The sequence below is a fragment of the Kitasatospora sp. NPDC058478 genome (assembly GCF_042720345.1).
Taxonomy (GTDB): Bacteria; Actinomycetota; Actinomycetes; order Streptomycetales; family Streptomycetaceae; genus Kitasatospora.
The window spans coordinates 13963-32342 of the sequence record NZ_JBHXML010000096.1 but is presented as its reverse complement, the minus strand read 5'-3'; the positions used below and the strand labels follow the sequence as shown (position 1 = coordinate 32342).

At 73.6% G+C, this 18380-nt stretch carries 16 protein-coding genes; 4 read left to right on the top strand and 12 right to left on the bottom strand.

The window, feature by feature from the left end; translation table 11 throughout:
• From ACFWPT_RS37050 to rimP, 4 genes are all read right to left on the bottom strand, one after another.
• Positions 1-397 (bottom strand): translation initiation factor IF-2 N-terminal domain-containing protein (locus ACFWPT_RS37050; RefSeq protein ID WP_380487209.1); only part of this gene is annotated, 397 nt, incomplete at its 3' end.
• Between the two features lie 249 nt (positions 398-646).
• Positions 647-946 (bottom strand): YlxR family protein, encoded by a 300-nt coding sequence (locus ACFWPT_RS37045; RefSeq protein WP_079135592.1) that lies wholly within the window; start codon positions 944-946, stop codon positions 647-649.
• A gap of 94 nt (positions 947-1040) precedes the next feature.
• The gene (gene nusA, locus ACFWPT_RS37040; protein ID WP_063347626.1) at positions 1041-2051 is read right to left on the bottom strand and encodes a transcription termination factor NusA; all 1011 of its coding nucleotides are present in this window, start codon (positions 2049-2051) and stop codon (positions 1041-1043) included.
• Positions 2052-2108: 57 nt separating this feature from the next.
• Positions 2109-2663: a ribosome maturation factor RimP gene (gene rimP, locus ACFWPT_RS37035; RefSeq protein WP_063347627.1), complete on the bottom strand. Its 555-nt coding sequence runs from the start codon at positions 2661-2663 to the stop codon at positions 2109-2111.
• Positions 2664-3520: 857 nt separating this feature from the next.
• On the opposite strand from rimP, the gene ACFWPT_RS37030 reads away from it, so the two are divergent.
• Together ACFWPT_RS37030 and ACFWPT_RS37025 are read left to right on the top strand one after the other, a co-directional pair.
• Positions 3521-4072 (top strand): DUF4439 domain-containing protein, encoded by a 552-nt coding sequence (locus ACFWPT_RS37030; protein ID WP_380487211.1) that lies wholly within the window; start codon positions 3521-3523, stop codon positions 4070-4072.
• 87 nt (positions 4073-4159) lie between these two features.
• Positions 4160-5083, top strand: a complete 924-nt coding sequence (locus ACFWPT_RS37025; RefSeq protein WP_380487207.1) for an aminoglycoside phosphotransferase family protein — start codon at positions 4160-4162, stop codon at positions 5081-5083.
• A 20-nt stretch (positions 5084-5103) separates the two neighbouring features.
• Here ACFWPT_RS37025 and ACFWPT_RS37020 read toward each other — a convergent pair whose 3' ends face one another.
• From ACFWPT_RS37020 to dxr, 5 genes are all read right to left on the bottom strand, one after another.
• Entirely contained in the window at positions 5104-5655 is a 552-nt protein-coding gene (locus ACFWPT_RS37020; protein WP_063347629.1) for a GNAT family N-acetyltransferase, read from the bottom strand.
• A gap of 70 nt (positions 5656-5725) precedes the next feature.
• Positions 5726-6601, bottom strand: a complete 876-nt coding sequence (locus ACFWPT_RS37015; RefSeq protein WP_350885688.1) for a GNAT family N-acetyltransferase — start codon at positions 6599-6601, stop codon at positions 5726-5728.
• A 179-nt stretch (positions 6602-6780) separates the two neighbouring features.
• Positions 6781-7941 (bottom strand): flavodoxin-dependent (E)-4-hydroxy-3-methylbut-2-enyl-diphosphate synthase, encoded by a 1161-nt coding sequence (gene ispG / locus ACFWPT_RS37010; protein WP_063347631.1) that lies wholly within the window; start codon positions 7939-7941, stop codon positions 6781-6783.
• A 143-nt stretch (positions 7942-8084) separates the two neighbouring features.
• The gene (locus tag ACFWPT_RS37005) at positions 8085-9389 is read right to left on the bottom strand and encodes an RIP metalloprotease (protein WP_107452864.1); all 1305 of its coding nucleotides are present in this window, start codon (positions 9387-9389) and stop codon (positions 8085-8087) included.
• Between the two features lie 119 nt (positions 9390-9508).
• Entirely contained in the window at positions 9509-10738 is a 1230-nt protein-coding gene (dxr, locus tag ACFWPT_RS37000) for a 1-deoxy-D-xylulose-5-phosphate reductoisomerase (RefSeq protein WP_063347633.1), read from the bottom strand.
• A gap of 84 nt (positions 10739-10822) precedes the next feature.
• Between dxr and ACFWPT_RS36995 the strand changes: the two genes are divergently transcribed.
• The gene (locus tag ACFWPT_RS36995; protein ID WP_380378380.1) at positions 10823-11026 is read left to right on the top strand and encodes a hypothetical protein; all 204 of its coding nucleotides are present in this window, start codon (positions 10823-10825) and stop codon (positions 11024-11026) included.
• On the opposite strand, the gene ACFWPT_RS36990 is transcribed toward ACFWPT_RS36995, so the two are convergent.
• The 3 genes from ACFWPT_RS36990 to ACFWPT_RS36980 form a co-directional block, all read right to left on the bottom strand.
• Positions 11007-12449: an aldehyde dehydrogenase family protein gene (locus tag ACFWPT_RS36990; protein WP_063347635.1), complete on the bottom strand. Its 1443-nt coding sequence runs from the start codon at positions 12447-12449 to the stop codon at positions 11007-11009. The genes ACFWPT_RS36995 and ACFWPT_RS36990 overlap by 20 nt on opposite strands.
• A 199-nt stretch (positions 12450-12648) precedes the next feature.
• Positions 12649-14214, bottom strand: a complete 1566-nt coding sequence (locus ACFWPT_RS36985; RefSeq protein ID WP_063347636.1) for a PucR family transcriptional regulator — start codon at positions 14212-14214, stop codon at positions 12649-12651.
• 162 nt (positions 14215-14376) lie between these two features.
• Positions 14377-16455 carry an ATP-binding protein gene (locus ACFWPT_RS36980; RefSeq protein WP_380487204.1) on the bottom strand — a complete coding sequence of 693 codons (2079 nt, stop codon included), beginning with the start codon at positions 16453-16455 and terminating at the stop codon, positions 14377-14379.
• Between the two features lie 240 nt (positions 16456-16695).
• Here ACFWPT_RS36980 and gabT point away from each other — a divergent pair, with 240 nt between their 5' ends.
• A complete protein-coding gene (gene gabT, locus ACFWPT_RS36975; RefSeq protein WP_380345341.1) occupies positions 16696-18036 on the top strand; it encodes a 4-aminobutyrate--2-oxoglutarate transaminase in 1341 nt (446 codons plus the stop codon).
• The last annotated feature ends 344 nt before the right edge of the window (positions 18037-18380 follow it).

Genomic DNA, 18380 nt, shown 5'->3' with positions numbered 1-18380 from the left:
GGCCCGGGGTCGGGCCACCCGCCGGCTTGGCGGCGGCGGGGGCCGCCGGGGCGGCGGGCGCGGCCTCGGCCGCAGGGGCCGCGGCCGGGGTGGGACGGGGACCAGGGGTCGCGCTGGGGCGCGGACCCGGGGTCGGAGCACCCGGCTTGGGTGCACCCGCGGCGGCGGAGCCACCCGCGGGCTGGGGCGCCGCGCTCTTGCGCGGGCCCGGCTTGGCAGCGGAACCACCACCGGTGGGGGCCACACCAAGCGCGTCAGTCAGCTTTCGTACGACCGGCGCCTCAATCGTCGAGGACGCCGAACGGACGAACTCACCGAGCTCGGTGAGCTTGGCCATGACGGCCTTGCTCTCCAAGCCAAGTTCCTTGGCGAGTTCGTAAACCCGGACCTTAGCCACTTCACTCCTGTCTATGAGTCCGGGGTGTCTCGTCCGCCGGACCGTCGCTACTTCATGGGCGTACCCATCGCGTACTCATCGCGTACTCATCGAGAGCTCATCGCAATCTCGACCTACTTCCACATCGCGAGGTACCTGACTGGTGGCACGGCACGCGGCTGCCCGCGAACCGTGCTTGTTGCGGTGGTTCTCCCGCCGCACTGAGCGGCGGCCGTAGCGGGTGTCGCCCCACCGGGCGGCCTGATGGACTCAGGGCGCCGGGGTGTCGACGGTCCGCTCCCCGATGAACTCGCGGAGCCGCTCCGTGTCGAGCGTCCCCTGGAGGCGGAAGGCCCGGGGAAACGCCCGACGGCGGACCGCGAGGTCGAGGCAGGCCGGATCGGGGTGCAGGTGAGCGCCCCGGCCCGGCAGTGCACCACGGGGATCAGGGACGCAGACGCCCTCGACCGCCGTGACACGCAACAGCTGGTGCTTGGCCGCTCGCTTGCGGCAGCCCACGCAGGTGCGTTCCGGGCGTGCTCGGACGTGCGTCCGGCCAGACGAAGGCAAGTCTACCCCTCCGAAGGGACATGGCGCCGCCCCACCGATCCCGGGCGGAACGACGGGGGGCTTTGGCAGGGCGAACGACCGGTCAGCGCCGCACTCAGCGGTCGGTGTCCCGACCGCCGTCCTCGGGCTGGCCCTCGGTGTCCGGACGGATGTCGATCCGCCAGCCGGTGAGGCGGGCGGCGAGGCGGGCGTTCTGCCCCTCCTTGCCGATCGCCAGCGACAGCTGGTAGTCCGGCACGATCACCCGGGCGGAACGCTGGGCCAGGTCGACGATCTCCACGCTGGTCACCCGTGCGGGGGACAGCGCCGCGGCGACCATCTCCCGGGGGTCCTCCGACCAGTCGACGATGTCGATCTTCTCGCCGTGCAGCTCGCCCATCACCGCGCGCACCCGGCTGCCCATCGGGCCGATGCAGGCGCCCTTGGCGTTCAGCCCGGCCCGGCGCGACCAGACCGCGATCTTGGTGCGGTGGCCGGCCTCACGGGCGATCGCCGCGATCTCCACACTGCCGTCCGCGATCTCCGGGACCTCCAGCGCGAACAGCTTCTTCACCAGGCTCGGGTGCGTCCGCGACAGCGTCACCGAGGCCCCGCGCACACCGCGGCGCACCGCCACGACGTAGCACTTCAGCCGGGTGCCGTGCCGGTAGTCCTCGCCCGGGACCTGCTCCTGCGGCGGCAGGATGGCCTCCAGCTTGCCGATGTCGACCAGCACGTTCTTCGGGTCGTTGCCCTGCTGGACGACACCGGTGACGATGTCGCCCTCCTTGCCCGCGTACTCACCGAAGGTCTGGTCGTCGGCGGCGTCGCGCAGACGCTGCATCATCACCTGGATGCCGATGCTGGACGCGATCCGGCCGAAGCCGTTCGGGGTGTCGTCGAACTCCTTGGGCTCGACGCCCTCGTCCAGCTCGGCCGGGTCCTCCGTCGCCCACACGGTGACGTGGCCGGACTTGCGGTCCAGGTGCACCCGGGCGCGGCGGCGCGAGCCCTCGGTGCGGTGGTACGCGGTGAGGAGGGCGGACTCGATGGACTCGACCAGCAGGTCGAAGGGGATGTTCTTCTCGTTGACCAGCGTGCGCAGGGCACTCATGTCGATGTCCACGGCTACGCCTCCTCGTCTTTTTTCGTCACGTTCGTCATGGTCCGGGCGGTGCGCAGGTCACAGCGCACCGTCGTCCCCCTCCTCGGAGGCGTCGTCGTCCGCGTAGTCCGCGGCCTCGTCGAGGAGCTTGTCGTCCTTGCGGTTGAACTCGACCTGCACGCGCGCCCGATCCACCTCGGCGTACGCCAGCCGGCGCTCCTTCGGACGGCCACGGCCCTTCACCGGCTGCACCTCGACCAGCGCGCCGTCCTCGTCCGCCTCCAGCACCCGGGCGACGATCTCCCCGCCGTCGACCAGGTGGATCTTGGCCAGTCGGCCCTCCGCGCGACGCCAGTGCCGGGGCAGGTCCAGCGAGCGCTCAGCGCCCGGCGAACCGACCTCCAGCAGGTAGGGCTCGTCGCCCAGCAGGTCCGACTCGTCCAGAGCCTCACCGACCACCCGGCTGAACTCGGCGATGGCGTCCATGTCCACGCCGCCGTCGGTGTCGACGTCGATCTGCACCTGGCGGCGGCTGCCGGCCTTGGTGACCTTGACGTCCTCCAGGTCCAGACCGGCCTGCACGGCCAGCGGCTCCAGCAACGCGCGCAGCCGGTCGGTGTGGGTGGTGCTCATCCGGGTGGACTCCTCGGCCGCGTCTGCTGTTGTCAGAAGGTCGCTCCGCGCCCTCCGGCGCCGGTCCGGCGCACACCGGGTCACGGCAGCTCGGCCCAAAGCCTAGCCGGTGAAGCCGCGAACCACCGATTCCGGACCACCCCCGACCGGGCGCACGCCACCCACTGCGAGCAAGCTCACACCCGCTCCCGGGGCGTCCCAAGATCCGAATCCCCGCCCGGAATCGTGGGGATTCTGTAATCATTCACGCCTACGAAGGGCAGGCGGGGAGGCCGCCCTCCCGCACACGCCCCGGAGTGACACCCATGCAGCCGCCCAGCCGACGCACGCTCCTGGCTCTCGGGCTGCTCGCCCTCACCACCCTCACCGCCTGCACCGGCTCCCACAGCGGCGACGACGCCGCGCCCGACAACCGCGGCCCGCTGCCGAACCCGGACGAACCGGTCATCCTGCGCTCCATCGCCGCCACCGACACCCTGCTGGCCGGCTACGACGCCCTGCTCGCAGGCCCGGGCGGCGCCCAGGCCGCCGTGCTGCAGCCGCTCCGGGCCGAGGTGGCCCAGCACCGCGCCGCCCTCGCCTACGGGCTGCCGGCCGCCTCGATCCCCCCGGCGCCCCCGGCCACGCCCTCCACCACGCCTCCCACCGCGCCCTCCACCACGCCCTCGACCAGCCCGAGCGGGACACCGAGCGGAACGCCGGTCGGCACCCCCGCCGCGCTCGCCGCACTCGAACGGCAGACCGCCCAGGCCCGCCTCGCCGACCTGGCCGCAGCCCGGCCGCCGCTGGCCCGGCTGCTCGCCTCGGTCGCCGCCTCCGACGTGCTGCACGCCGTCGCCCTCGGCGACACCACCCCGCTGGTCGCCCCGCCCCCGGCCGCCACCCCCACCGAGGCGCCGACCGCGCCCCCGAGCGACCAGCCCACCGGCTCCCCCTCCGCCGGCCCGTCGGCCGACCCCGCCGCCACCGCAGCGGTCACTGCCCTCCAGGGCGCCCTCGGCGCCGAACACGCCGCCGTCTACGGCTACGGCGTGGTCGGCGCCCGGCTCCCCGAGGACCAGCAGCGCACCGACGCCCGCACCGCCTACGCCGCCCACGAGGCCCGGCGGGACGCCTGGCAACGGCTGATCGGCTCCCTCGGCGCCACCCCGGCCGCCGCGGCCGCCGGCTACCAGCTCCCGTTCGCCGTCACCGACGCGGCCGGCGCCACCAAGCTCGCCGCCCACCTCGAAACCCGGCTCACCACCGTCTACGCCGACCTGGTCGCCGCCGTCCCCGGCCCCCAGCGGGGCGCCGCCGCCGACGCCCTGCGCGACTGCGCCCTGCGCGCCCACCGCTGGGGCACGGCCGACCCCGCCTTCCCCGGCATCCCCGAGCCCCTCCCCACCCCCACGGCCACCACCCCCTAGGGCCCGCGGCGCTGACCTGCGGTTTCCCGTTCATGGCCGACAATGGACGGGTAACACCAACGGGGGAGCGTCAACCGGAAGGTCGGCATGTCGGGAGCAGCACCGCAGATCACCGTCCCCGCCTGGCTGGCGCGCGGCGTCGCGGCGAGCGAGGGCGAACCGGGCCGGCAGTGGCTGGCCGGGCTGCCCGCGCGGGTGGCCGCCCACCTGGCGCGCTGGGACCTCACCCTGGAACGGGTGCTCGACCCCGGCGGCAGCCTGAGCCTGGTCGCCTACGTCCACCGCGACGACCTCTCCCCCGCCGTCCTCAAGACCGGCCTGCGGACCCCCGAGACCGCGCTGGAGCACGCGGCGCTCGCCCACTGGGCCGGGCGCGGAGCCGTCCTGCTGCTGGACGCGGACCCCGCCGAGGGCGTCCTGCTGCTGGAGCGGCTGCACGGGGACATCCCGCTGCGCTCGCTCGCCGAGGCGAAGGCGATGCTGGAGGCGACCAGCCTGCTGCACCGGCTCTGGACCGCCCTGCCCGAGGACCACCCGTTCCCGACCCTCGCGGCCCGGACCGCCGACACCGCGGAACGGCTGCGCGGGCACCGCGCCCTGCCCGGCGCAGCCGAGGCCGAGCCCCTGATCGCCGAGGCCCTGGACACGGCCGACGGCCTGGCCGGCTCCTCCGCCGAGACCCTCCTGCTCCACGGGGACTTCCACCACGGCAACGTGCTCGCCGCCGACCGGGCGCCCTGGCTGGCGATCGACCCGCGCCCGCTGGCCGGCGAGCGCGCCTTCGACCTGGCCCGGCTGGCGCTGGACCGGGCGGACACCCTGGTCGGCTCCCCCGGCGTGGCCGCGGCCGTCCGCCGCCGGCTGCACCAGCTCGCGGACGCGCTGGAGGTGGACCGGGAACGGCTGCGCGGCTGGACGCTGTTCCGGGCCGTCGACCTCGCCCTGCGGGCCCTGGCGGCCGGCCGCCGGGAGGACGCCGAGCTCTACCTGGAGTTCGCCGGGGCGCTGTAGCGCGAGCCCCGGGGCACGCCCTACGCCTCGCCCGGCCCGCGCAGCGGAAGCCGGGCCCCCATCACCGCGTACAGCCGGTCCGTGGCGGGAAAGCGCACCGCACGGGCGAGGTCCTGGTAGCCGAGCGCCCGGTAGAGCCGCCGGGCGGGGGTCTCCGCGTCGATCGCGGAGAGGATGCTGCGCTCCAGCCCGGAGCGCTCGCAGAGGGTGCGGATCAGCCGGGAGCCGACGCCCTGGCCCTGGTACTCGGGCAGCACGTGCAGCTCGGTGACGGCGAACACGTCGTCCAGCCAGGCGTCGTGGCCGCGCGCGTCCAGGTAGGGCTCGATCACCGTGCTCCACCAGTGGTCGCGCTGGTTGGGCATCCCGTAGCCGAAGCCGACCAGCCGACCGCCGCTCATCGCGCCGAGCGCGATCACCCCGGGCTGGTGGGCGTGCCGGCCGACGATGTGCAGCCGGACGGCGACCTCCTCGGCCGTCAGGCCGAACGCCACCGCCTGGACCTCCAGCGCCTGCGGCGCCCAGGCCGCAAGGTCGATGGCCTCGATCGTCACCCCGGTCAGCTGATCCATGCCTCGGACGTTACTACCCGTGGGCCGCCGGCGCGGGCGAAGATCGGAACCGAACTCCCGGGGGGCGGGCTCAGAACAGCACGCTCATGAACGCGCCGACCTCGCGGAAGCCGACCCGCCGGTAGGCGGCCCGGGCCCGCAGGTTGAAGTCGTTGACGTAGAGCGAGACCACCGGGGCGATCTCGCGCAGCGCGAGGTCGAGGACGGCGGCCATGCCGGTCTCGGAGAGGCCCCGGCCCCGGTACCCGGGGGCGACCCAGACGCCCTGGACCTGGCAGGCGCCCTCGGTGACGGCGCCGATCTCGGCCTTGAAGACGACCTCGCCGTCCTCGGTGAAACGCGCGAACGACCGCCCGGCGGACACGAGTTCGGCGACCCGGGCCTGGTAGAGCAGGCCGCCGTCACCGGCCAGCGGGGAGACCCCGACCTCCTCGGTGAACATCGCCACGCAGGCGGGCATCAGCGCGTCGATCTCCTCCCGCCGCACCCGCCGCACCAGCGGGTCCGGCGCGATCTCGGCGGAGGGCACGGCGGTGGCCAACAGCGGCTGGTGGGCGCGGACTTCGCGGGCCGGGCCCCAACTACGTTCCAGCAGCGCCCAGAAGGCGGCGGTGGCCCCGGCCGGGCCGACGATCGAGGAGCAGCGGCGGCCCTGCCGGCGGGCCCGCTCGGCGAAGGCCGCGACGGCCTCCGGCCCGGCGTCTACCAGGACGAGGTTGGCCCCGGCATAGCAGAGCGCGGCGAGGGCGCCGTCCCCGTCGTACCAGCCCCACATCTCGCCGCCGAGCCGCCAGGGGTCCAGGCCGACGGCCTCGACCCGGGTGGCGACGAAGGAGTTGGCGACCGGGTCGCGGTGGAGGATCTCCAAGGCGTCCGCGAGGTCGGGGGGCTCCAGCACGCGGGTGGTGGCCAGGGCGCGGGCGGCCTGGAACGAGCCGGGGAGCATCACACCTCGATCGAGCATCGAGACAGCACCTCACTGAGACGAATCTGGCCGCACCCTACTCCGTGGCCCCACCCGGCTACGACCGTGGCCCCACCCGACTACGGCCGGGGGGCCGTCCGCGACCGGCCGCCCCCGCTTCCGGAAGACTGCGCGCGGCGCACCGCGCGGACCCTGCGTGGTCAGTCGGCGGCGACGACGGTCGGCGTGCCGGCCTCGACGCCCGCCTCCTGCATCTGCTCGGCGAGCTTGAGCGCCTCCTCGATCAGGGTCTCGACGATCTTCGACTCGGGGACGGTCTTGATGACCTCGCCCTTGACGAAGATCTGGCCCTTGCCGTTGCCGGAGGCGACGCCGAGGTCGGCCTCGCGGGCCTCGCCCGGGCCGTTCACGACGCAGCCCATGACGGCGACGCGCAGCGGCACCTCCATGCCCTCCAGGCCGGCGGTGACCTCCTCGGCCAGCTTGTAGACGTCGACCTGGGCGCGGCCGCAGGACGGGCAGGAGACGATCTCCAGGCCGCGCTGGCGCAGGCCGAGCGACTCCAGGATCTGGTTGCCGACCTTGATCTCCTCGGCCGGCGGGGCGGAGAGGGAGACCCGGATGGTGTCGCCGATGCCCTCGGCGAGCAGCGCGCCGAAGGCCACCGCGGACTTGATGGTGCCCTGGAAGGCCGGGCCGGCCTCGGTGACGCCGAGGTGCAGCGGGTAGTCGCAGGCGGCGGCCAGCTGGCGGTAGGCGTTGATCATCACGACCGGGTCGTTGTGCTTGACCGAGATCTTGATGTCGCGGAAGTCGTGCTCCTCGAACAGCGAGCACTCCCAGAGCGCGGACTCGACCAGGGCCTCGGGGGTGGCACGGCCGTACTTCTCCAGCAGGCGCTTGTCGAGCGAGCCGGCGTTGACGCCGATCCGGATCGGCACGCCGGCGCCCCGGGCGGCCTTGGCGATCTCGCCGACCTTGTCGTCGAAGGCCTTGATGTTGCCCGGGTTGACGCGGACCGCGGCGCAGCCGGCGTCGATCGCGGCGAAGACGTACTTCGGCTGGAAGTGGATGTCGGCGATCACCGGGATGTGGGACTTCTTGGCGATGATCGGCAGCGCGTCGGCGTCGTCCTGGGTGGGGACGGCGACCCGGACGATCTGGCACCCGGACGCGGTGAGCTCGGCGATCTGCTGCAGCGTGGCGTTGATGTCCGCGGTCACGGTGGTGGTCATCGACTGCACCGAGACGGGAGCGTCACCGCCGACCGGTACGTTGCCGACCATGATCTGCCGGGATACACGGCGCTTGGCGAGCGGCTTGAGCGGCAGGGACGGAATACCGAGCGAGATCGCGGTCATGTGCGCAGGGTTCCCCGGGGTTGAGGTGTGGTCGACCGCCCGGCCAGTGGGACGGCCGAGGCCGGGCGCGCCTGGATCGCGCACCCGGCCTCCACGGTACGGCACGGCGCCGGACCCCAGCACACCCGCCGTACCCGAACGCTCTAGCTGATCTTCACCGGGTTCACCAGGTCGGCGACCATCACCAGCAGGGTGAAACCGATGAAGACGCTGGCCACGACGTACGCCACCGGCATCAGCTTGGCGACGTCGAAGGGGCCGGGATCGGGCCGCTTGAACAGCTGAGCGAATCGGCGGCGGACCGATTCCCAGACCGCGCCCGCGATGTGGCCGCCGTCCAGCGGGAGCAGCGGCAGCATGTTGAACAGGAAGAGCGAGAGGTTGATCCCGGCCAGGAGGTTGACGAACATCGCCACCCGCTGGCTGGCGGGCAGGTCCATGCTCACCAGTTCACCGCTGACCCGGGCGGCGCCGACCATGCCGATCGGCGAGTCCGGGTCACGCGGGGAGTCCCCGACGACGGCGTTCCACAGACCGGGGATCTTGCCGGGCAGCGCGGCCAGCGACTTCACCCCGTTCTCGGCCATGCCGACCATCCGGTCCAGGGACTGCCCGAAGCTCTGCTGGACGACCCCCTGCTTGGGGGTGAAGCCGAGGAAGCCCGCCTGCACGGTCTGGCCCTTGAGCGGCACGCCGTTGCCGTCGTACTTCTGCACGTCGTTGACGGCGATGACGGGCTTGAGGACGAGTTGCTGCCCGCCCCGGTCGACCAGGATCTCGACCTGCTGGCCGGCCGACTTCCGAATGTCCGCCTGGAGCTGGTCGTAGTCGCGGATCCGGTCCCCGCCGAAGGAGAGGACCTTGTCCCCCTGCCGCAGCCCGACCTCGTTGGCGGGGGTCTTGGGCGCGTCCGCGGGGCACACGTCGGTCGGCGAGCCGGCCTTGACCACGCACTGGGCGACCGAGCCGATGGTCGGCACCGCCGTCGAGACGCCGAAGCCCATCATGACCGTCAGGAACAGCCCGAAGGCCAGGACCAGGTTCATGAACGGCCCGGCGAACATGACGATGACGCGCTTCCACGGCTTGCGGGTGTAGAACAGCCGGTGCTCGTCGCCCTCCTGGAGCTCCTCGTAGGAGGCTTCCCGGGCGTCCTCGATCATGGTGCGCCAGGGGGAACTGCTGCGCTTGGTGATCCGGCCGTCCGCACCCGGCGGGAACATCCCGATCATCCGGATGTAGCCGCCCAGCGGGATCGCCTTGAAGCCGTACTCGGTCTCGCCCTTCTTCCGCGACCAGACCGTCGGGCCGAAGCCGACCATGTACTGCGGCACCCGGATGCCGAACAGCTTGGCCGTCGAGAGGTGGCCGAGCTCGTGCCAGGCGATCGAGACGAGCAACCCGACCGCGAAGACCAGGATGCCGACCACCGTCAAAACCATTGCCACCGCTGGCCCTCCGTCATGCCGCTCTGCTCGTCGTCTTGTCTTACCGCAGTCACGCCCAGCCGGACACCCGGTACGGGTGCACCCGGCCGGAAACGGCCCACGCCGTCAACCCGCCGCCGTCAGCCCGCCGCCAGCTCGCGGGCCCGGGCACGGGCCCAGTCCTCCGCGTGCAGGACGTCCTCGACCGTCAGGGAAGTTCCCGGCACGGGCGTGCCGTGCTCGGCGACGACCTTGGCAACAGTGTCCACGATTCCCGTGAAAGCGAGGCGCCCCTTCAGGAACGCCTCCACGCACTCCTCGTTGGCCGCGTTGAAGACCGCCGGCGCGGTACCGCCCAGGGTGCCCACCTCGCGGGCCAGCTCCACCGCCGGGAAGGCCTCGTCGTCCAGCGGGAAGAACTCCCAGGTCGCGGCCTTGGTCCAGTCGCAGCCGGGGGCGGCGTCCGGCACCCGCTCCGGCCAGCCCAGACCCAGCGCGATCGGCATCCGCATGTCCGGCGGGCTGGCCTGCGCCAGCGTCGAACCGTCGGTGAACTCCACCATCGAGTGCACCACCGACTGCGGATGGACCACGACCTCGATCCGGTCGAAGGGCACGTCGTACAGCAGGTGCGCCTCGATCACCTCCAGGCCCTTGTTCACCAGGGTCGCCGAGTTGATCGTGACCACCGGGCCCATCGCCCAGGTCGGGTGCGCCAGCGCGTCCTGCGGCGTCACCCCGGCCAGCTGCTCACGCGTCCGGTTGCGGAACGGACCGCCGCTGGCCGTCACCACCAGCTTGCGGACCTCGGCCCGGGTGCCGCCCGCCAGCGCCTGGAACAGCGCCGCGTGCTCGGAGTCCACCGGCACGATCTGCCCCGGCCGCGCCACCGCCTTCACCAGCGGGCCGCCGACGATCAGCGACTCCTTGTTGGCCAGCACCAGCACCCGGCCCGCCCTCAGCGCGGCCAGCGTCGGCCGCAGCCCGATCGACCCGGTGATGCCGTTCAGCACCGAGTGGCACTCCATCGCGGCCAGCTCGGTCGCCGCGTCCGGCCCCGCCAGCACCGTCGGCAGCGCAGCGCCCGCCGCCTTCGCCGCCAGCGCCGCGCGCAGCGCCGGCTCGGCCGCCGGGTCCGCCACCGCCACCGTGTGCACGCCCAGCCGCAGCGCCTGCTCGGCGAGCAGCTCCACCCGGCCGCCGGCCGCCGACAGGGCGACCACCCGGAACCGGTCCGGGTTGCGGAGCACCACGTCGATGGCCTGGGTGCCGATCGACCCGGTCGAACCGAGGATCACCAGCTCCCGGGGGCCGGAAGGGTCCTGCACGGTGGGCGTGAACCGCAGCTGCGGGTGGGCGAGCGAAGTCATGCGCCCATTGTGTCCTGCCCGGGGCCCCGCGCAGGACGCCTCCCGGCAGGACGCCGCCCCGCGCCCCGGGCTGCCGTCGGAGCCATGCGTACCGTCATCGCCGGGGGCCACGGGCAGATCGCGCCGAAGCTCGCACGGCTGCTCGCCGGCGACGCCACGGTCGAGGAGGCCGTCTCCGTCGCGGACGGACAGCGCGGCTGGGCCGACCTGGCCCCGGAACGGGCGAAGGGCCCGGTCACCGGACCGGGCCCTTCACTCACGGGTTCGCTCAGAGGTCGAGGCCGCTGAGGACCAGGACCTTCTCGACCGTGTAGTCGTCCATCGCGTACCGGACGCCCTCACGGCCGACACCGGAGTCCTTGACGCCGCCGTACGGCATCTGGTCGGCGCGGTAGGACGGCGCGTCGCCGATGATCACACCGCCGACCTCCAGCTCCCGGTGGGCACGGAACGCGGTCTGCAGGTCGTGCGTGAACACGCCCGCCTGCAGGCCGAACGCCGAGTCGTTGACGGCCGCGAAGGCCTCGTCCACGCCGTCCACCCGGTGCAGCGACAGGACCGGGCCGAACACCTCGGCCTTGGCCAGGATCGCGTCCGCGGGCAGCTCCGCCAGCACGGTCGGCGCGTAGGTCGCACCCTCGCGGCCCCCGCCGGCGAGCACCTTGGCGCCCTTGGCGACCGCGTCGTCCACCCAGGACTCCACCCGCTTCGCGGCGTTCTCGTCCACCAGCGGGCCGACGTCCGTCGCGTCGTCGTTCGGGTCACCGGTGACCTGCGCCTTGACCTTGGCCACGACCTTCTCCACCAGCGCGTCGTACACCGACGCGTCGGCGATCACGCGCTGCACCGAGATGCAGGACTGGCCGCCCTGGTAGTTGGCGAACATCGCGATCCGGGTGGCCGCCCAGTCCAGGTCGGCCTCCGAGGACCAGTCGGCGAGCACCACGGCCGCGGCGTTGCCGCCCAGCTCCAGGGTGCAGTGCTTGCGCGGCACCGAGTCCATGATCTGGTAGCCGACCTTGTCCGAACCGGTGAACGAGATCACCGGCAGGCGCTCGTCCTGCACCAGCGCCGGCATCCGGTCGTTCGGCACCGTCAGGATGCTCCACGAACCGGCCGGCAGGTCGGTCTCGGCCAGGATCTCGCCCAGCACCATCGCCGACAGCGGCGTCGCCGGGGCCGGCTTCAGGATGATCGGGGCACCGACCGCGATCGCCGGGGCGACCTTGTGGGCGACCAGGTTCAGCGGGAAGTTGAACGGGGCGATCCCCAGCACCACACCGCGCGGGAAGCGGCGCACCACCGCGAAACGGCCCACGCCGCCCGGGTCGGTGTCCAGCCGCATCGTCTCGCCGTTGGTCCGGCGGGCCTCCTCGGCCGCCCAGCGGAAGACCGACACCGCGCGGCCGACCTCACCACGGGCCCACTTGATCGGCTTGCCGTTCTCCGCGGTGATCAGCTGGGCGAGCTCCTCGGTGCGCTCGGCCAGGCGCTTGGCCACGTGGTCCAGCGCGGCGGAGCGGACGTGCGCCGGGGTGGCGGCGAAGACCGGCAGCGCGGCGACGGCGGCGTCCAGCGCCTCCTCGACCTGGGCCTCGGTCGGGATGCTCACCTTGCCGACCAGACGGCCGTCCCAGCTGTTGTGCACCTCGAAGTCGGCGTCGCCGCTCGCCCGTCGGCCGGCCAGCCAGAAATCGTACGTGGTGGTCACCGTGGTACCGGCCCTCTCCTCGTCGTCATCGGGCCCACGGGTGTGGGACCCGAACCCGAGGGTAGGTGGGGCGGCGCACCGACCGGATTGGCCGACTCGGAGCGTTCGCCCCCGGCGCTGCTCCATCCCGTCCAGGGCCTCCCGGGCCGAGCCCGGACGGGGCCCTGCCCGGTACGGCTCGGTACGGCCCGGGTGCGGCCTACTCCTCGCCGGAGCGCAGCGCCAGCCACAGCTCCATCCGCACGTCGGTGTCGTCCAGCGAACGCCCCAGCAGCTCCTCGACCCGCCGCATCCGGTAGCGCAGCGTGTGCCGGTGCACCCCGAGATCGGCCGCCGCCGCGTCCCACTGCCCGTGCCGGGACAGCCACGCCCGCAGCGAGGCCACCAGATCGCCGCGGGCCGTCCGGTCGTGCTCGCGCAGCGGCCGCAGCAGCCCCTCGGCGAACGCCGTCACCGCGTCCTCGCCGAGCAGCGGCAGCAGCGACCCCGCGCCGACCTCCTCGTGGTCCACCGACCGCCGGCCACCGCGCAGCGCCACCGCCAGCGCCCGCTCGGCCTGCGCGTGCGCCGTCCCCGCGTCCTCCAGCGCGGCCGGCGCCGACACGCCCAGCGACAGGCCCTCGTGCTCCTCCACCACGCCCAGACAGGCCCGGTGCACCGCCCCGTTGTCCAGCGCCAGCACCATCAGCCGCGCCCCGTGCGCGCCGTCCTCCCGCGCCACCAGCAGCTTCTCGCCCACCCGGGCGCCCGCCTGCTCGGCCCGGTCACCCAGCTCCCCGAGCGCCTCCGCGGCCTCCGCGTTCGGCCCGGCCCCGGCCACCAGAACCCGTATCGTCCCCTCCGGCATACCGCCGAACAGCCCCAGCGCCACCTGGCGGGCCGTCGCCACCTCGCCCGCCAGCACCATCCGCAGCAGCGCCGCGCCCATCCGCTCCTCGGCCTGGCGCAGTTCGCGCGAACGCTCCAGCGTCAGGGTCAGCAGCGCCACCGCCGCGTTCAGCACGTACCGCTCGGTCGGGGTGATCCGGTCCTCGGTGCCCACCGCCAGGAAGCCCCGGGCCCGCCGGTCCGCCCCCAGCGACTGGACCACCACGTAGTCCTCGTCCGCCGTGTCGATCCCCGGCGCCCGCCCCTGCAACGCGGCGCTCGACGGCGCCGGACGCCGGCGCAGCCGGTCCACCTCCGCCGCCAGCCGCCCAGCCCGGCGCGCCGCCCAGTCCGGCGCCACCACCGACAGCGCCCCCGACCCGTCGTACAGCGCCGCCCAGCCGCCCAGCCGGGCCGCCAGCCGGCGCACCACCGCCGTCGTGCCGTCCTTGCCCAGCGCGGCCCGGGTCAGCTCCTCCTGCGCCTCGAAGGAGGTCGTCACCGCCTCGTACTGCTCCGCGGCCAGCGCCGCCGACACCACCTTGCTGATCGCGATGAACGGCGTCGGCTCCGGCACCCGCAGCAGCGGCAGCCCCCGCTGCGCGGCCGCGTCCACCAGCGGCTGCGGCACCTCCGTGTGCGACAGCCCCACCCCCAGGCCCAGCCCCACCACCCCGGCATCGGCCAGCCGGTGCACGTACGCCTGCAACTGGGCCGCCGTACGGCCCAGCTTGATCCCGGTGGTGAGCAGCAGCTCGCCACCCTCCAGGAACGGCGTCGGGTCGTCCAGCTCGCTGGTGTGCACCCAGCGGACCGGCCGCTCCAGGTGGTCCGCGCCGGCGAGGACCGTCAGATGGAGCGAACTGTTACGGACAACGGAGGCGAGTGTGGGGGGCATGGCACCTTCGGGGGATCGACCTGACCGCGCCGTTGCGGCCGGGCGAGGAGAGGGCAATGGGACAAGTGAGAGTCTCTCCCCCTCATTATGGACGCTCCGGACAACCGGCACTGCCGAATCCACCGTGAAGGCGAGCTTCCGCCCCGCGCCCGGTCAGCCCCGTCAGCCCCGAAGATCCACCAGCAACGGCGGCACCTGCTCCCCCGACACCGCGGTCAACGACACCACCGCATGCCCCGCCGGCAGCGCGTGCGCCAGATCCGACGGCGACCAGCGCAGGCGCTCCACGTCCCGCGTCGTCACCGACTCCGTCTGCGCCGCCGTCCCCGACAACGCCCGCCGCCCCAACCGCCCGGCCCGCCGCACCACGCCACCCGAGGTGTCGGGCGTGTGGGTCACCGCGGTCTCCTGCACCAGGTGCGTCCCCCAGGCCTCCGAGAACAGCCGGCCGTCCCACGGCGCGATCCCCGGGAACGCCATCCGGCAGCCGACCGCGCCGAACAACGGCGCCCGCAGCGCCTCCGGCAGATCCACCAGCGTGCGCAGCAGCAGCACCGCGCCCGCGTTCGCCCCCCGCATCCGCTGCACCCCGCGCACGGCGGTCGCGTCCAGCGCCGCCGAGGCGTCGTCCACCACCAGGCCGGCGAACAGCGAACGGTCCGTACGGGCCCCCGCCGCCTGCACGAACTGACCCACCACCAACCGGGACAGCATCCGCGCGGCCTCCGGATGGCTGCGCTCCGGCAGCTTCACCCGCACCCGCAACGGATGGTCCAGCACCCGCATCGCGAACGGGGGCCGCCCCGTGCCGTCCGTCGCGAAGGCGCCCTCGAAGGCCGGCCGGTCCAGCAGCGCCAGCCGGTCCGCCAGCAGCGCCCCGGGATCGTCCGCCCGGCCGCGCTGACGCTCCCGGTGCTCCAGGTCCCGCTCGTACACGGCCAGCCGGCCCGCCACCCCGAGCGCCTTCACCAGAGCCGCCAGCACGTCCGGCTCGCCGGCCAGCAGCGCCCGCAGCTCCCGCACCCCCGGATAGCGGGCGTACGCGGCGTGGAACGGGCCCACCACCTGCTGCAGCGCCGTCCGGGCGTTCTCCGCGCGCGCCGTCAACTCGTCCGGCAGCAGCGCCTCGGCCAACCGGGCGGCCGCCTCGTCCGGATCCTGCGCCGCACCGTAGAGGTCCAGCCCGTACACCGACGCCGGATCACCGGGCGCGATCACCACGTCGTACCAGGCGTCCGGGCCCAGATCCGCGTCCGCCGCCCCCACCACCACCACACACGCGGTACCGGCCAGCGCCTGCAGACACAGCGCCTCCGCCACCGGCCGCGCCAGCCGCGCCGTCTTCCCCGTCCCCGCCGGACCCACCGCCAGCAGCGACGTGCCCAGCAGCGCCGGATCCAGCGCGAACCCGGCCGCCCGATGGCTCAGCGGGTTCTTCGGCACGTCCTGGGCCGTCCCCAGGCAGACCTGGCCCAGCAGCAGATCGTGCCGCTCAGCCCGGTCCGCCAGCTCCCGCGACTCCGAAGGGTGCGCGAAGGCCGCCCCACCGCGCGCCACCACCTGCTCGACGAAGGCCGGCACGAACGCCGGATCCGCCTGCGCCGACTCCCACGCCCGCTGGATCCGCACGTAGTCGACGTCCCCGACCGCCTCCCGCTCCAGCCGCCCCGCCGCCTCGGCCGCCCCGCCCTGCCGCAGCCCGCCCCACGGGTCCAGCCGCCGCACCACCTGGGCCACCGCCACGCCCTCCTCGGCGGGCTGCTCCTGCGTCACCGCCCGCGACAGCAACGGCGACACGTACCGCCGCCACACCTCGGGCCAACGGCCCATCCGGCCGAAGAGCTTGATGACGAGCGCGGCCACCAGGAGGTTGACGGACACGCCGACCACGGTCACTTCGGTATCGGTGGGATTCTTCACCCAAACCGTCAGCACGATCAGGCGAAGCACCAACTGGGTCCCGTACAGAAACGCGAACCACCCCACCACCGCGTTGAGTCCCGCCCGCAGGAGCAGCGGCCAGGCCGCGACCTGGGCCGCCTCCGCCCGTTCCGGGTCGAGCGGGCGGTAGCCCAGCCGGTAGACGCCGGGTTCGGCTTCCGGGCGCGGGGCCGCGGCCCAGGTGGGGAGGTCGAAGGCGGGGGCCCCGTCGGTGCGGGTGCCGGGCCGTTGGCGGGGCATGGGGGCCGGGGGTCCGGTGGTGGTCCGATCGGTGTGGTGGTGTGCCCCGTCGTGCGCCATGTACGGCCCCGCTCCCTCGCCCGCCCGGCCCGATCGCCGTCGGTGCCGCCATACCCATGCCGCCGTACCGGCGACACGCCCGCGCTCAATGTAGTGGAGCGGGGCCTGCTGGCAGTCGCACTACCCGCGCTGGCCGTGCCGGACAAGTCGGACGGCTCAGTGCTACCGAGTGGCGCATGCCCGGCCGGGGAGGGCGGCCGTAGCCTGCGAAGCACCGAGCCGAGAAGTCTGGAGAACCCCATGAGCGCCGCAACGCCGCTCCCGCAGGAGCGCCGCCTGGTCACTGCGATCCCCGGTCCGAAGTCGCAGGAGCTGCAGGCCCGCAAGCTGGGTGCGGTGGCGGCCGGTGTCGGCACCACCCTGCCGGTGTATGTGTCCCGCGCCAATGGCGGCGTGCTGGAGGACGTGGACGGCAACTCGCTGATCGACTTCGGCTCCGGCATCGCCGTGACGAACGTCGGCAACAGCGCCGAGGCCGTGGTGGCGAAGGCGAGCGAGCAGCTGGCCGCTTTCACCCACACCTGTTTCATGGTGACCCCGTACGAGGGTTACGTGGCGGTCGCCGAGCAGCTGAACGAGCTGACCCCGGGTGACCACGACAAGCGCACCGCGCTGTTCAACTCGGGCGCCGAGGCGGTCGAGAACGCGGTGAAGGTGGCCCGCGCCTACACCAAGCGCACCGCCGTCGTGGTGTTCGACCACGGCTACCACGGCCGTACGAACCTGACCATGGGCCTGACGGCGAAGAACATGCCGTACAAGCAGGGCTTCGGCCCGTTCGCCCCGGAGATCTACCGGGTGCCGGTGGCCTACCCGTACCGCTGGCTGACGGGTGCGGAGAACTGCGCCGCCGAGGCCGCCGCGCAGGCGATCGAGATCATCAACAAGCAGATCGGCGCCGAGAACGTCGCCGCGATCATCATCGAGCCGATCCAGGGCGAGGGCGGCTTCATCGAGCCGGCCAAGGGCTTCCTGCCGGCGATCGTGGAGTACGCGAAGGCGAACGGCATCGTGTTCGTCGCGGACGAGATCCAGACCGGTTTCTGCCGTACCGGCCAGTGGTTCGCCTGTGAGGACGAGGGCATCGTCCCGGACCTGATCACCACCGCGAAGGGCATCGCCGGCGGTCTGCCGCTGGCGGCGGTGACCGGTCGCGCCGAGATCATGGACGCCGCGCACGCGGGCGGCCTGGGCGGCACCTACGGCGGCAACCCGGTGGCCTGTGCGGCCGCGCTGGGCGCCATCGAGACGATGAAGGAGCAGGACCTCAACGGCAAGGCGCAGCGGATCGGCGAGATCATGCTGGGCCGCCTGCGGGCGATGCAGGAGAAGTTCGACATCATCGGCGAGATCCGCGGCCGCGGCGCGATGATCGCCGTCGAGCTCGTGAAGCCGGGCGGCAAGGAGCCGAACGCGGAGGCCACCGCGGCCATCGCGAAGGCCTGCCACGCCGAGGGCCTGGTGGTGCTGACCGCCGGCACCTACGGCAACGTGCTGCGCTTCCTGCCGCCGCTGGTCATCGCGGAACACCTCCTGGCCGAGGGCCTGGACATCCTGGAGGGCGCTTTCACCGCCGTCTGAGCGGTGTCGCCCGTCAGGTCGTGAACCCCCTCCGGAGGGTTGTCCGGACAGCGCTGAACGGCCCGTGGGGATCTCTGGTCCTCGCGGGCCGTTCGGTTGTCACCGGCCGGTCGGACGGGCCCGACGCCCGGTCGGGCCAGGTCGTCGGGGCTCCCGGAGGGCCGCCCGGGGCGGGGTGAAGATGATGTGGGGAATCGCCGAAGGCGCTCGGCGCGGAAAGGCTGTTGACGTAGTGTCATCACCGATGGACAGCGAGCCGCAGCCATGGGCGGAGCCGCTTGCGGGGTCGCCCCCGACGGCGGGCCCGCATGCGTGCCGCGAGGACAACCAGGCCGCCCCGGGAG

Bases quoted from the DNA above. Each gene is read 5' to 3' on its own strand.
- rimP (WP_063347627.1), bottom strand. From the start codon at position 2,663: ATGAGCACCACCCACACCGACCGGCTGCGCGCGTTGCTGGAGCCGCTG.
- ACFWPT_RS37025 (WP_380487207.1), top strand. From the start codon at position 4,160: ATGTCGGGAGCAGCACCGCAGATCACCGTCCCCGCCTGGCTGGCGCGC.
- ACFWPT_RS37020 (WP_063347629.1), bottom strand. From the start codon at position 5,655: ATGGATCAGCTGACCGGGGTGACGATCGAGGCCATCGACCTTGCGGCC.
- ACFWPT_RS37015 (WP_350885688.1), bottom strand. From the start codon at position 6,601: ATGCTCCCCGGCTCGTTCCAGGCCGCCCGCGCCCTGGCCACCACCCGC.
- ispG (WP_063347631.1), bottom strand. From the start codon at position 7,941: ATGACCGCGATCTCGCTCGGTATTCCGTCCCTGCCGCTCAAGCCGCTC.
- dxr (WP_063347633.1), bottom strand. From the start codon at position 10,738: ATGACTTCGCTCGCCCACCCGCAGCTGCGGTTCACGCCCACCGTGCAG.
- ACFWPT_RS36995 (WP_380378380.1), top strand. From the start codon at position 10,823: ATGCGTACCGTCATCGCCGGGGGCCACGGGCAGATCGCGCCGAAGCTC.
- ACFWPT_RS36985 (WP_063347636.1), bottom strand. From the start codon at position 14,214: ATGCCCCCCACACTCGCCTCCGTTGTCCGTAACAGTTCGCTCCATCTG.
- ACFWPT_RS36980 (WP_380487204.1), bottom strand. From the start codon at position 16,455: ATGGCGCACGACGGGGCACACCACCACACCGATCGGACCACCACCGGA.
- gabT (WP_380345341.1), top strand. From the start codon at position 16,696: ATGAGCGCCGCAACGCCGCTCCCGCAGGAGCGCCGCCTGGTCACTGCG.